A 14677-nucleotide genomic window follows, 5' to 3' on the forward strand; every position below is an offset into this window, starting at 1 on the left:
ACCTAGGGGAGTACAGACATGACCGACGTGACCGCGGGTCTGCCCACGCAACGCACCGATGTGGACGACCCGGACATGACCGGCGACGCGCTCGCCATCGAACCGGCCACCCCGGGATCCGTCGCGGGCGCCTCCGCCGCCGAACGGGTCACCACCTTCGCGTCCGACGCCGCCGAGCGGGTCGGGGAGTTCGCGACCACGACGGCCGCCGCGTCCGGGCGGATCGCGTCGCAGGTCGTCGACCGGCTGCGCAACAACGCCGAGCTGGCCGCGGAGCGGGGCACCACCACCATCGCCGACGAGGTGGTCGAGAAGATCGCCGGCATCGCCGCCCGTGAGGTCCCCGGCGTCTACGACCTCGGCGGCGACGTCGCCCGGGTCTTCGCCTCGGTCCGCGACCGGATCGGTCTCGGCGACGACGAGCGCGAGAACGGCAACCGTGGCGTGAGCGTCCGGCTGGAGGGCACCTCCGCGGCCGTACGGGTCACGCTCGTCATCGAGTACGGCTTCGTGCTGTACTCCGTCGCCGAGAAGGTCCGGGCCAACGTCATCGGCGCGGTCGAGAACCTGCTCGGCCTGGAGGTCACCGCGGTCGACATCGTCGTGGACGACGTCCACGTCAGCGACAAGCTTCCGGAGTCGCAGGCGGCGTCGGCCGCGTAGGGTAAACGCTGCATGACGGAGGGTGGGAGTTACCCCGCCCTCCTGAGCGATCGTTCAGGAAGCGCATACCATCGACGGTGAGACGGACACCCCGATCACCGCGAGGAGCGCCGACACCCCATGGACGCCCACGACATCGCCGAGGGCCGCGCCCGCTGGCAGCGCCGCTATGACGAGGCCCGCAAGCGCGACGCCGACTTCACCACCCTGTCCGGGACCCGGCTCGACCCGGTCTACGGGCCTCCCGAGGGTGCCGACGTGCCGGGCTTCGAGCGCATCGGCTGGCCCGGCGAGTTCCCCTACACGCGCGGCCTGCACCCCACGGGGTATCGCGGCCGCACCTGGACCATCCGGCAGTTCTCCGGCTTCGGCAACGCGCAGCAGACCAACGCGCGCTACAAGATGCTGCTCGGCGCCGGCGGCGGCGGGTTGTCGGTCGCCTTCGACATGCCGACGCTGATGGGCCGCGACTCCGACGACCCGCAGTCCCTCGGCGAGGTCGGCCACTGCGGCGTCGCCATCGACTCCGCCGCCGACATGGACGTGCTCTTCGACGGCATCCCGCTGGCGGACGTCACCACCAGCATGACCATCTCCGGCCCGGCCGTCCCGGTCTTCTGCATGTATCTGGTGGCCGCCGAGCGCCAGGGCGCCGACCTCCGCGGGCTCGACGGCACCCTGCAGACGGACATCTTCAAGGAGTACATCGCGCAGAAGGAGTGGCTCTTCCCGCCCGAGCCGCACCTGCGCCTCATCGGCGACCTCATGGAGTTCTGCGGCCGGGAGATCCCGCGCTACAAGCCGCTGTCCGTCTCCGGCTACCACATCCGCGAGGCCGGCTCGACCGCCGCGCAGGAGCTCGCCTACACCCTGGCCGACGGCTTCGGCTACGTGGAGCTGGGCCAGTCCCGCGGCCTCGACGTCAACAGGTTCGCGCCGGGGCTCAGCTTCTTCTTCGACGCGCACATCGACTTCTTCGAGGAGATCGCGAAGTTCCGCGCCGCCCGGCGGATCTGGGCCCGCTGGCTGCGCGACGTCTACGGCGCCACCAGTGAGAAGGCGCTCTGGCTCAAGTTCCACACGCAGACGGCCGGCGTCTCGCTGACCGCGCAGCAGCCCTACAACAACGTCGTGCGCACCGCGGTCGAGGCGCTCAGCGCGGTCCTCGGCGGCACCCAGTCGCTGCACACCAACGCCCTCGACGAGACCCTGGCGCTGCCCACCGACGAGGCCGCCGAGATCGCCCTGCGCACGCAGCAGGTGCTGATGGAGGAGACCGGCGTCACCAACGTCGCCGACCCGCTCGGCGGCTCCTGGTATGTGGAGGAGCTGACCGACCGCATCGAGGCCGAGGCCGAGGCGATCTTCCAGCGGATCCGGGACATGGGCGGCGACGGCACCATCACCGCGGGCATCCTGCGCGGCATCGAGGACGGCTGGTTCATGTCGGAGATCGCCGACAGCGCGTTCGTCTACCAGCAGGCCCTGGAGAAGGGCGACAAGCGGGTCGTCGGGGTCAACGTGCACACCGGGTCGCTGACCCGGGAGCTGGACATCCTGCGGGTCTCGCACGAGGTGGAGACCGAGCAGAACAAGCTCCTCGGCGCCCGCCGCGCCGAGCGGGACAACGACCTGGTGCGGCAGCGGCTGGAGCAGATGGTGGCGGTCGCGCGGACCGGCGGCAACATGATCCCGGCGATGCTGGACGCGTGCCGGGCCGAGGCGACCCTCGGCGAGATCTGCGGAGCCCTCAAGGACGAGTGGGGCATCTACCGCGAGCCCGCGAGGTTCTAGCGGCGGCAGTTACCTAACCGCAATGCAACCGGTCCCTCTCCCGGCTGGTCTACCTACGAACGACCTTGACCGACGGGGGAGGGGCCTTGCTGGCACTCGTGCTCGCAGCGTTGCGGGCCAGGCGGACCCAGGCGCTGACGTTGCTGCTGCTGAGCACGCTCGCGGCGGCCGCGGCGGCCGCCGCGCCCTGGTATGTCCTGGCGTCCACCGAGCGCATCGCGACCCGTCACGTGGACGCCGCGCCGATCCAGGAGCGGTCCCTGGAGACCGTCGGTGAGGGTGCGGTCGAGGGTGGGTCCGTCGCGGCGTACCTGGAGGCCAACGAGCGCCTCACCCGGTCGGTCGTGGAGCTGGAGGGGTTCACCTCCTACACGTCGGCCTATCTGGTCGGCTCGCTGTTCGCGACGTCGGCGCAGGACGACGGCCGCACCATCGGCGTGAAGCGCGAGACCGACTCCCCGCTGACGTTGCGCACCGGCGCGTGCGAGCACGCCACCATCGAGGGGCGCTGCGCGACCGCCGCGGACGAGGTGATGCTCAGCTACCGCACCGCTCACTGGCTGGGCGCCAAACCCGGCGACAAGGTCACCTACGAGGCGACCAACATCCTCGGCTCGTCCCAGTTCACGGTCGTCGGCATCTACCGGCCGGACAACCCGGCCGACCCGTTCTGGAGCAGCAACGCCCAGCTGATCGCGGTCGACCTGCCGGCCGGCGCGCCGCCGGAGATCACCGAGCCGGTCGACGACGCGATCCTCGCCGGCCCGGCCTTGTTCGACCAGCTGAAGCCCGACAAGGCGCGCTTCATCGTCGACCTGGTCGCCGAGCCGAAGCTCTTCGTCGACAACTCCCCGTCGGAGGTCCGCGCCTTCCTCGACGCGGCGACGGTCAAGGCCGCCAACAACCGGCTCACCATGTACACCAGCATCTATTCGACCGTCGACCGGGTCGAGCGGGACCGGCGGCTGCTGAGCCTCGGCGTCCCCGTGGGCGCGTTCCAGCTGCTGCTGCTGTGTTGGTTCGCGCTGTACCTCGCGGTCAAGTACACCGGCGACGAGCGCCGCCCGGACGTCGGGCTGGTCAAGCTGCGGGGTGCGACCCGCGGCCGGACCTGGGCGCTCGTCGGCGGGCAGAGCGCGGTGCCGATGCTGGCCGGGGCGGTGCTCGGGCTCCCGCTCGGCTATCTGGTGGCCGTCTCGGTCACCGGCACGATCGACGACCCGGCGGTCGTCTCGCAGGCGGCGTCGCTGTCCGTCGCCGCGGTCGTCGTCGCCGTGGTCGGCGCGATGCTGGCCGCGCTGCTCGCCGAGCGGCGCGCGCTGGGTGCCTCGGTCGCGGAGCTGCTGCGGCAGGCGCCGGGGCGGGCCCGCGCGTGGCGGGACCTGTTCGACCTGGTGCTGGTGATCGTCGCCGGGATCGCCGTGTACCAGGTGAAGACCCGCGCCTCCGGTGACGCGGCGGGGCTCGCGCTGCTGGCGCCCGGGCTGGCCGCGCTCGCCTTCGCGCTCGTCGCGTCGCGGGCGATCACCGCGACCGCCGGCCGGCTGGTCGAAGGGGCGCTGCGGCACGGCCGCCCGGCCCGCGCGCTCACCGCCATCTACCTGGCCCGCCGCCCCGGGGTGCACCGGCTCGCCGCGCTGATGATCGTGACCGTGGCGCTGCTCGGCACGTCGTACATCACCTGGGACAGCGGCCGCAGCGCCGGGCGGGCGAGGGCCGAGCTGGAGGTCGGCGCCGACCGGGTGCTCACCGTGCGCGCCGAGAACCGGCTCGCCCTGCTGCACGCGGTCCGCGCCGCCGACCCGTCCGGGAAGCAGGCGATGGCGGTGGTGCAGTCGCTGCGCTCCGCCCAGGACCGGGTCCTGCTGGTCGACAGCCCGCGGCTGCCGGCCGTGGCCACCTGGCGCCCCGAATACGGGATGACCGCCGAGCAGGCCGCCGCCGCGCTGCACCCGAAGGCGCCCGAGCCGGTCATGGTCACCGGCGGGGAGCTGACCTTCGACCTGGACGTGGTGATGACCGCGCCGGAGCGGGGCCGGACGCTCTTCTTCGAGGCCGTCCTCGCCGAGCCCGACGGCGACCGCCTGGTCGCCCGGGTCGGCCCGCTCGTCGAGGGCGCCGCGGTGCTGAAGGCGCCGATCCCGGCCTGCGCCACCGCGCCCGGCTGCCGGCTCAGCTCCCTGGCCATCATGCAGAGCACGCTGGACCAGAAGGTGTTCTTCGCCGCCCGGCCCGGCATCGACGTCACCGTCCGTGGCCTGTCCACCGGGTCGCCGGTGCTCGGCGCCGACGCCCTCGCCGACCGCAGCCGATGGCGGCTCGCGGTCTCCCCGGCACCGCCCAACCTCATCGTCACGCCGACCGCCGAGGGGATGCTGCTGCGGGTCGCGCCGCTGCGCCCCGGCCCGGCGTCCGACGCGGGCGTCTACCCGGTCGACACGCCCGCCCCGATCGCATCGATCCGCGCCAAGCGGCTCCAGCAGCGCATCGCCGGCGACCAGCGGGTCACCTACGGCTCGGCGTCGATCGCCGAGCGGATCGTGGGGGACGCGACCCGCCTGCCCCGCCTCGGCGACCAGGGCGTGCTCGTCGACCTCGAATACGCCGACCGGCTCGGCGCCGACTTCGGCGCGGGCGAGTCGATGCAGGTCTGGCTCGCCCCGGGCGCGCCGCGCGACATCGCCGACCGTCTCACCGAGCAGGGGCTGATCGTGCAGGGCGAGGAGAGCATCGACGCCACCGCCGCCCGGTACGCGTCCTTCGGCCCGCCGCTGACCCTGCAGTTCATGCTGCTGTCGGCGATCATCGGGGTCGCGCTGGCGATCGGCTCGGCCACCGTGGTCGCCGCCGTCGAGCGCCGGCCGCGGGCCCGGGAGCTGGGCGCGCTGCGGGTGCAGGGCGCGCCGGCCCGCGTCGTGCAACGCGTCGCCGTCGAGGGGTACCTCATCCTCGTCGGCGTCTCGATCCTCACCGGGGTGCTGCTGGTCGTGCTGATCCGGGCCTACATCGGTGACGTCCTGCCGTACTTCGCCGACGGATGGAGCGCACGATGACCGGGCCGGAGCGCAGCGCAGTGCCTGGGCATCATGGGCACAGTTTCGGATCACGGCGGCGCCGGAGCGCAGCGGAGGTGACGGCATGACCGGGCCGGAGCGCAGCGCAGTGCCTGGGCATCATGGGCACAGTTTCGGATCACGGCGGCGCCGGAGCGCAGCGGAGGTGACGGCGTGATCGGCCTTGTGATGTCGATGATCCGGGCGCGGCCAGGGCAGGCGGTCACGGCGTTCGTGCTCGGGATGCTCGCCATGGCGGCCGCGGTGAGCGCGCCGGTCTACATCACCACCGCCGACCGGGCCGTGGTGGCCAGCGAGGTCGCCGCGGCGCCCGTCAACGAGCTGGTCGTGCAGGCCCGCCGCGAGTCCAAGGCCGGCGACCGCGCCTTCGAGGACCTCGCGCCGAAGGTGTTCGTCTTCCCCGGCTTCTCCACCATCTTCAGCGCCGAGACCAACACCTACGTGCAGAGCCCCGTGCCGGGCGTCGACGCGATCGCGCCGCGGTTCGTCTACCGCGACGGGGCGTGCGAGCACGTCCGGATCGTCGAGGGCCGCTGCTACATCAGCCAGAGCGAGATCATCCTCAGCAAGGCGACGCTCGACCAGCTCAAGATCAAGATCGGCGCGTCCCTGGACGTCGACTGGGGCACGTTCGACGCCGAAGGTCAGGAGTGGGTGCCGTTCGGCAAGCCTACGGTCATGTCGGTCATCGGCGCGTACGAGCCGATCGACGCGGCCGAGCAGTACTGGGCCGACTTCGGCTACTTCGACGAGCGCGCGTCGGCCCGGCGGACCACCGCGCCGATCCTCGCCAACCGGCTCACCCTGGAGTCGGTCCAGCGGCTCAACGAGCGGCAGGCCCTCGACGTCGTCATCGACCACGCCGCGATCACCGGTGAGAGCCTCGTCGCGGTCAACGCCGCCGTGGAGAGCGGCCGGGCGCAGCTCGCCGGCCTGTCCGGGTCGCCGACGGTCAAGGCCGACCTGCCGTTCCTGCTGGCCCGCATCGAGCGCGACCGGAGCCTGGTCGCCCAGGTCGTGCCGGTCGGCGCCGTGCCGCTGGTGCTGTTGTGCTGGTTCGTGCTCTTCGTCGCCGTGGCCTCCGCGACCGCTGAGCGCCGCCGCGAGCTGGGGCTGATGTCCCTGCGCGGGGTCACGTTCCCGCGCCGCTGGTGGCTCGCCGCCGGCGAGAGCATCGTGCCGATCCTGCTCGGCGCCGCCGCCGGCTTCGTGCTCGGCCACTACCTCGTCCGGCTCGCCGCCTGGCTGCTGCTGGGCGCCAGCGGCGACGTGCCGTTCAAGGAGGGCGCCAACCTGTGGGCCCTGGTCGCGCTCGGCGGCGCGCTCGGCGCGGCGGTCCTCGCCCAGCGGGCCGAGCTGGCGAAGAAGACCATCGACCTGCTGCGCAACGTGCCGAGCCGGCTGTCCCGGTGGGGCGCCCCGGTCTTCGAGGTCGCGGTGGTGGTACTGGCCGTCGTCGCCGTGCTGCAGCTGCGCGAGGGCGACAGCGGGCTCACCGGCTTCGCGATCTTCGGACCGTCGCTGGTGGTCATCGCGTTCGGCCTGCTCGCCGCCCGCGGCGTGCTGCCGCTCGCCGAGCGCAACGGCCGGCGGGCGCTGCGGCGCGGGCGGATCGGCCCGACGCTCGCCGCGTACGCGATGGCCCGCCGCCCCGGCAGCCAGCGCATCCTCGCCCTGTTCGTGATCGCGATCGCGCTGGCCTGCTTCGCGGCGACCGCGGCGACCGCCTCCGCCGACAACCGGGACCTGCGGATCCGGGTCGAGCTCGGCGCCGACCGGGTGCTCACCGTCGAGCCGGTCAGCCGCACCGAGCTGCTCAGCAAGGTCCGCGAGCTGGACCCGGCCGGCGACTTCGCGATGGCCGCGGCGATGCTGCCGAAGTCGGAGGACTCCGCCGTGCCGCGGGTGCTCGGCGTCGACAGCGAGCGGCTCGCCAAGGTCGCGCTGTGGAACGACACCCACGTCACCGCCGCCGAGGCCGCCGCGCTGCTGCGCCCCGACGTCCCCCGGGACAGCGTCATCCTGGACAACAAGGACGTGACGCTCGACATCACCGTGAGCAACCTCGTCGACGCGTTCCGGGTCAGGTTCATCGCGGTCGTCATCCCGCTGGACGGCTCGGCCGCCGGCGAGGTCGATTTCGGCGCACCGCAGCTGGGGCGGCACACGTACATCAGGAACCTCCCGATGTGCGTCAACAAGTGCCGGCTGGCGGCGCTGCGGATCAGACAGCCGGAGGACCGCGGCTTCGACGCCACGATCACCCTGCACTCCCTGGCGCAGCGCGGCGAGACGATCACCGACTTCGGCAACGCCGAGGAGTGGCGCGTCCCGGAGACCCCGGGCCCCGTCCTGATCGTGCCGGAACTGCGGACCGAGGACGGCGGGCTGCAGATGAAGGTGGCCGGCTACAAGGGCGCCGACGTCGCGTTCACGCTCCTGCCGACCGACGCGCCGACGCCGATGCCGGTCATCATGGGCCGCGCCGCCCGCATCGGCGAGTTCATGGCCGGCTTCGACGGCGGCCGGATCGCCGTCAAATCCGCCGGCGAGGTCGAGCAGGTGCCGCGGATGGGCTCGAAGGGCGGCCTGGTCGACCTCGACTACACCGAGCGGCTCTCCGCCGGCAGCGCCGACACGATCTCCCCGCAGGTCTGGCTCAACGAGAAGGCCCCCGCGGACATCCTCGCCAAGGTCGACGCCGTCGGCCTGCGCGTCATGACCGACGAGCGGATCCGCCCGCTGCGCGACGCCCTCGACGAGCAGGGGCCCGCGGTCGCGCTGCGCTTCCACGAGCTCGCCGCCGGGCTCGCCGTGCTCCTCGCCGGCGGCGCCCTCTGGCTCGTGACCGCCCTGGACCGGCAGCGCCGCCGCGGCGAGCTGCGGGCACTGCGGGCCCAGGGCGTCGGCCGCCGGGACGCGTCCGCCAACGGCTACCTGGCGCTGGTCGGCACCGCGGCGGTCATCGGGCCGTTCGCCGCGATGAGCTGCTGGCTCCTGGTGCGCGAACATCTTCCGGTGTTTACTGACGACCCCGGCACCTTCCCGGTGCCGATCTGGCCGTCGCCGCTGCCCGTCGCCGTGGCGTGGCTGGCGGCCGTGCTGATCCTCGCCGGCGTGGCGCTCCTCGCCGGTGCCCGACTCCGTGCCGCGACCAGACAGCGATAAAGGGGACTGCTCATGAACGGGTTGGCGGTGGCCTGCCGGCGGGTCGTGCACATCTACCGGGCCGAGGCCGGTGACGTCGTGGCGCTCGCCGGCGTCGACCTGTCGATCGGGCCGGGGGAGACCCTCGCCCTCGTCGGGCCGTCCGGCTCCGGCAAGTCGACGCTGATCGCGTTGCTCGCCGGGCTCATGCGGCCCTCCGCGGGCCGGGTCAACATCGGCACGTACGACATGGGCAAGCTCTCCGACGGTGAGATCGCCCGCCTGCGCGGCACCGAGATCGGCGTCGTGCTGCAGGGCGCGGCCCGCAACCTGCTGCCCTACGCGACGCTGCACCGCAACATCTGGCTCGCCCAGCGGCGCGCCGCCCGCACCGAGGGCATCAAGCTCGACGACCCGGACCGCATCCTCGACCTCGTCGGCCTGCCCGGCCTCGGCCGCTCCCGCATCGACGAGCTCGCGCCCGGCGCCCGCCAGCGCGCCGCCCTCGCCGTCGGCATCGCCGCGGGACCCGGCCTGCTGCTCGTCGACGAGCCCACCAGCCAGCTCGACACCGCCGGCCGCGACGAGGTCCTCGAAGCCCTCGAGACGGTCAACCAGGAGCGCAACACGACCATCGTCGTCGTCACCCACGACGGTGACGTCGGCACCCGCCTCGGCCGCGCCGTGACCATCCGCGACGGCCGCGTCGGCGCCGAGGGCCGCGACGGTCAGGACTTCGCGGTCGTCGCCGGGGACGGCACCGTGCAGCTGCCGCCGGAGGTCCTGGGCGACTTCCCGCCCGGCACCCTCTTCACCGTCGAGCACATCGACGGCGCCGTCACACTGGTGGCAGGGGGATCCGACCGGTCACTTGCGGCGGACCACTTGGGGCACGTGCAAAACTAGCTCCATGAGCGACCCAAGGCAGACCCAGTCGATCTTCACCCGCGGGGCGGTGGACCTCGGCGCCCTGGCCCGGAGCAATCAGGCCGCGGCGCAGCGATCTGCCCAGCCTGCCGCCGCGCCGAGCTCCGCCTATGTCTTCGACGTCACCGAGGCCAACTTCCAGGACGCCGCGCTGCAGCGTTCGGTCACCACCCCGGTCGTCCTGGACTTCTACGTCGAGGGAAGCCAGCCGCACCAGCAGTTCTCCCCGCTGCTGGAGAAGCTGGCCGCCGACGGCGAGGGCACCTGGCTGCTCGGCCGCGTCGACATCGAGGCCAACCCGCGGCTCGCCCAGATGTTCCGCATCCAGGGCATCCCGTTCGTCGTCGCGATCGTCGGCGGGCAGCCGGTCGACGCGTTCAACCAGATGCTGCCCGAGTCGCACCTGCGCCAGTGGATCGACGCGGTCCTCAAGGCCGCCGGCGTCGAAGTCCAGCGCGGCGACGACCCGCGGCTGCTCGCCGCCGACGACGCGCTCATGGACGGCGACCTCGACGGCGCCGAGCAGGCCTACAAGGCCATCCTCGCCGACACGCCCGCCGACCCGATCGCCGAGTCGGGCCTCGCCCAGGTCGCGCTGCTGCGCCGCACCTCGGGGCTGGACCCGGCGGCGGTCCTCGCGGCGGCCGGCGACGACCTCCCCTCGCAGCTGCTCGCCGCCGACATCGAGGTGCTGACCGGCCAGGCCGACCTCGCGTACAAGCGCCTCATCGACCTTGTCCGCCGCACCCCCGGCGACGAACGCGAGACCGTGCGCAAGCACCTCGTCTCGCTGTTCACCGTCGCGGGGCCCGACGACCCCGCGGTCGCCAAAGCCCGCCGGGCGCTGGCGAGCGCGCTGTTCTGAGCCGGGGCGGGATGCGCCGGATCGCCGTCGTCGACGCACCGAGCAACCTGGGGTTGCGGCCACCGACCGCAACCTCGGTCCCCGGCTGCGCGAAAGCACCCGGTGCGCTGCGCGACAGCGGCCTGCTGGCCCGGCTGGGCGCCCGCGACGCGGGGTGCATCACCCCGCCCCGCTACGACCCGGCCGGCTGGCAGCCCGGCGACGGCGTCGCCCAGGCGGACGAGATCGCGGTCTTCGTCCGCCGGCTCGCCGACCGGATCGGCGCCGTCCTCGCCTCCGGCGACTTCCCGGTCGTCCTCGGCGGGGACTGCTCCATCCTGCTCGGCGCCGGGCTGGCGATGCGGCGGCACTCCGCCGAGCTCGCCGGCCGGGTCGGGCTCGTCTACGTCGACGGGCACTCCGACTTCCGCCACGAGGGCAACGCCTCCTACGTCGGCGCCGCCGGGGGTGAGGCGCTCGCCCTGGCCACCGGCCGCGGGCAGAGCAACCTCGCCTCGATCGAGCAGCGCCGGCCGTATTTCCGCGACGTCGACGTCGTCCTGCTCGGCATCCGCACGCACGACGAGTATCGCCTCGACCTGCAGGCCGCCGGCATCGTCGCCCGCGCGGTGCCGGAGCTGCGCTCCCACGGCGCCGCCCGGTCCGCCCAGTGGGCCCGCGACCAGCTGCGCGACTGCGCCGGCTTCTGGGTGCACGTCGACGTCGACGTCCTCGACCCGGCGGTCATGCCCGCGGTCGACGCGCCCGACGTGGGCGGGATCGCCTACCGGGAGCTGGAGATCCTGCTCAGCGGCCTGGTCAGCGACCCGCGCTGCGTCGGCGTGCAGGTCACCGTCTTCGACCCGGACTACGACCCCGACGGGCAGTACGCCCGCGAGGTCACCGACGTGCTCGTCGCCGGCCTGGAGCCGCTCATCACGTCGTCGGCGCTGGCGGCCACCGACCTGACCCCGGTCGTCTCCGCCCCGCCGCTGCAGGCCCCTTTCGCTCCCGCGTCCTTCGCGCCGGTGTTCGACCCGGCCGCGGAGCTGACCATCGATCGGCTCGCCGACGAGGTGTCGCCTTCCGGCCCGGCGGAGCCGCCGGAGCCACCGGCCGTGCCGGATGCGCCGGACGCATCGGACGGTGGGACGGCGCTCGCCGGCGAGGAGCCCGCTGCGGACCCGCGGGCAGAGCTGGACGACGAGTTCACCGCGGACGTGCCGGACGAGCCCGTCGATGAGTTCGCCGCGGACCTGCCGGCCGGGTCGGTGGACGAGTTCGCCGCGGGCGTGCCGGATGACGAGTTCGCCGCGGACCAGTCGGCCGGGCCGGTTGCCGGGTTCGCCGCGGACGCACCGGCCGTGCCGGATGACGGGTTCGCCGCGAGCGTGCCGGATGAGCCCGTCGATGAGTTCTCCGTTGACGTGCCGGATGAGCCGGGCGACGAGCCGGCTGACGACGTCCGGGGTGAGCCGGCGGAGGACCCGGCGCACGGTCGCGGCGGCGAGCCGGACGCGGACCCCGCAGACCCGGGGCGCGCGCAGGCACCGGACGACGTCCCCGCCGGCGGCCCGGCGCACGATCCGGTCGACCTGGCAGCCGCGCCGGTCGACGCCTCCGCCGAGCCCGAGAGCGGTGGCGCCGGGCTCGAGCGGCCGCCCGTGGCGTGGGTCGACGTGCGGACCGGGGCGGTGGTCGACCTGGCCGCCGGCCGGAGCGCCGGTCGTGCCGCGCCGGAGAAGGACGATGGGCCGAAGCTTCCGGCGTACAGTCGCGGCGCGGTGATCGGGATCACCACCCGCAGACCGATCGAGCCCCCTGGGCCCGCCGAGGACCCGGACGATGGCTGGGTGGCCGTCGGCGGCGCCGCCGAGGTGCCGGACGAGCCCGTGGACCCGCCCGTGGAAGACACCGCGCAGACCGCCGAGGAGGGCGGCGCGCTGCCGTTCGGGCGGCCCGGGCGCAAGGGGCGCAGGGCGCCGCGGCTGGCGCTGACGCTCGCCCCGATCTCGGCGCCGCCCGCGTCGGGGCGGCTCGCCCGGCGCGGCGACCCGCAGACCGGCGGCGGGGAGGCCCACGACCAGGACGTCGTGCCGTTCGTGCCGGCACAGGCCAGGCCGGCCCGCGACGACACCGACGTGCCGGAGTCGCCGCTCACGGATGTGGTGCCGGCTGCTCGTACACCTGACGACGAGCGGACACCGAAGCCCTGACGCGACCCGGCCCCACCCGCCGGTGGCGAGCGGGGCCGGGGACGCGTGCGTCAGCCGATGGTCTGGAAGAACTTCCCGGCGATCGGGACGGCGGCCGCGGTGCTCGCGCCACCGTTCTCGACGAAGACGCAGAAGGCGATGTCGCCGCGGTACCCCATGAACCACGAGTGCGTGTGAGCGGGATCGTTGTCGTACTCCGCGGTCCCGGTCTTGCCCCGCAGGTCGCCGGGGAGGTTCTTGAGCTGGTCGGCGGTGCCGGCGGTGACGACCTCGCGCATCATCTGCCGCAGCGCGTCCAGGGAGGCCTGGTTGAGCTGCGGGCCGTCGGCGGCGGGGTTCTTCGGCGCCGGGTCGAGCACCAGCTGCGGCTGCTTCCACTGACCGCGGGCGATCGCGGCGGCGGCACCCGCGAGGGCGACCGGCGAGGAGAGCGTGGTGCCCTGCCCGAACGCGGCCGCGGCCTGCTCGGACTTGGAGCCGTTGGCGGAGACCTTGCCGGTGAAGACGTCGACGCCGAGGTCCCACGGGATGCCGATGCCGACGCTCTGCGCGGTCTTGGCGAGGCCGTCGGGGGCGAGCTGCGGCGCGAGGGACGCGAACGCGGTGTTGCACGACTTGGCGAAGTCGACCCGGAACGGCACGTTGCCGAGCTCCATGTCGTGGGAGTTCTTGAACGTGCGGCCGTCGACCGTGAGGTTCTTCGGGCAGGGGACCACCGTCTCGCCGGTCGTGCCCTTGTCGAGCACGCCGAGCGCGGTGATCGTCTTGAACGTCGAGCCGGGCGGGGTCTGCCCGACGAGCGCGAAGTTGTTGCCGGCCGCGCCGGGGCCGTTGGCGACGGCGACGATCGAGTTGTCGCTGACCCGGATCGCGACGAGGGCCGAGCGGCGGGTGTCGAGGGCGAGCGCCGCCTCGGCCGCGTTCTGCATGTTGACGTCGAGCGTCAGCTTGATCGCCGCGCCCGGCGCCGCCTCGGTGCTGAAGAGCTTCTTGTCGGGGGTGCCGGTGGGCATCGGCACGACGACCGAGACGCCCGATTTGCCCTGCAGTGCCGTGTCGTACTTCTGCTGCAGCCCGGACAGGCCGACGACGTCGCCGATCTTGTACTTGCCGGGGTTCTTGTCCATGATCTCCTTCGTCACCTCGCCGGACGTGCCGATCAGCGCACGGGCGAACTGTGCCGAGGGACCCAGGGTCTGCGTCGAGTTGCGGGTGACGACGCCGGGCGTCGAGTTGAGCTTGTTGGCGACCGTGTCGTAGACCTCCTTGCGGAGCGTCACGACCTCCACGAACGCGTCAGGCTTCGCGGCCTTCACCTTGCCCGGCAGCCCGGACAGGTCGACCTGCACCTTGGCGGCGGTGAACGCCTCACCGAGGTTCTTCGTGACGATGTTGATGTCGGTGACCGAGCGTGGCTGGACGCCGATGATGACCACGGGCTTGCTGCTCACGATCGGCTGGCCGGAGCCGTCGAGAATGCTGCCACGGGGTCCGGCGGACTTCCGCACGGCGATCTTGTCGGTGGGCTCCAGCGTCGGGTTGATGGTCTTGGCGTCCCAGACCACGGTCCACTGCTTGTCGACGCGCCTGGCCTTGACCGTGGTGTCGTACTCCCACGTCGAGTCCGCGACCGGCCACTTGACCGTCACGACGGCGCTGGCCTCGTCCTTCTTGACCGCGGGCGCGCCCTTGATCGTCAGCGTGGGCGGGGTGGCGGCGAGGTCGCCGGCGACAGTGGTCCACAGCTTCTGCGCCGCGTCACCGCTGAGGGCTTTGCCGTCCGTGCCCACGAATTTCATCCCGGCGATGTTGCCCTGCTCCCACGCGGCGAGGAACGTCTTCAGCGCGTCGTCCGGTGGCTTGCTGGAGCAGGCGGGCAGGGCGCCCAGCAGTGCCAGCCCGGCGAGGAGGGCGATCATGCGACGAAACGAAACGGCCATGTGGGCGATTCTGCGCCATGAAAGCCACGATCCGCACTCCCCAAGATCGGTAAAGTTGGACAATTAGTGCAG

The 14677-nt window shown here is 73.1% G+C and carries 7 protein-coding genes and 1 pseudogene; 7 read left to right on the forward strand and 1 reads right to left on the reverse strand.

Annotation, left to right across the window (positions count from 1 at the left end; genetic code table 11):
• Positions 1-18: 18 nt before the first annotated feature.
• From ACZ6TV_RS03905 to ACZ6TV_RS03935, 7 genes and pseudogenes are all read left to right on the forward strand, one after another.
• Positions 19-663 carry an Asp23/Gls24 family envelope stress response protein gene (locus ACZ6TV_RS03905; RefSeq protein WP_465295095.1) on the forward strand — a complete coding sequence of 215 codons (645 nt, stop codon included), beginning with the start codon at positions 19-21 and terminating at the stop codon, positions 661-663.
• 120 nt (positions 664-783) lie between these two features.
• The gene (locus tag ACZ6TV_RS03910; protein WP_465295097.1) at positions 784-2457 is read left to right on the forward strand and encodes an acyl-CoA mutase large subunit family protein; all 1674 of its coding nucleotides are present in this window, start codon (positions 784-786) and stop codon (positions 2455-2457) included.
• A gap of 86 nt (positions 2458-2543) precedes the next feature.
• The gene (locus tag ACZ6TV_RS03915; protein ID WP_465295099.1) at positions 2544-5510 is read left to right on the forward strand and encodes an FtsX-like permease family protein; all 2967 of its coding nucleotides are present in this window, start codon (positions 2544-2546) and stop codon (positions 5508-5510) included.
• 174 nt (positions 5511-5684) lie between these two features.
• Positions 5685-8699, forward strand: a complete 3015-nt coding sequence (locus tag ACZ6TV_RS03920; RefSeq protein WP_465295101.1) for an FtsX-like permease family protein — start codon at positions 5685-5687, stop codon at positions 8697-8699.
• A gap of 12 nt (positions 8700-8711) precedes the next feature.
• On the forward strand, positions 8712-9584 hold the full coding sequence (locus ACZ6TV_RS03925; protein ID WP_327005949.1) for an ABC transporter ATP-binding protein: 873 nt from the start codon (positions 8712-8714) through the stop codon (positions 9582-9584).
• A gap of 4 nt (positions 9585-9588) precedes the next feature.
• Positions 9589-10470, forward strand: a complete 882-nt coding sequence (locus tag ACZ6TV_RS03930; RefSeq protein ID WP_465295104.1) for a tetratricopeptide repeat protein — start codon at positions 9589-9591, stop codon at positions 10468-10470.
• Between the two features lie 11 nt (positions 10471-10481).
• Positions 10482-11651 (forward strand): annotated as a pseudogene (locus tag ACZ6TV_RS03935) (arginase family protein); the annotation flags it as partial.
• 1064 nt (positions 11652-12715) lie between these two features.
• On the opposite strand, the gene ACZ6TV_RS03940 reads toward ACZ6TV_RS03935, so the two are convergent.
• Positions 12716-14584 carry a penicillin-binding transpeptidase domain-containing protein gene (locus ACZ6TV_RS03940; RefSeq protein ID WP_465295106.1) on the reverse strand — a complete coding sequence of 623 codons (1869 nt, stop codon included), beginning with the start codon at positions 14582-14584 and terminating at the stop codon, positions 12716-12718.
• Between the last annotated feature and the right edge of the window lie 93 nt (positions 14585-14677).

This window comes from Dactylosporangium sp. NPDC051087 (genome assembly GCF_055586325.1).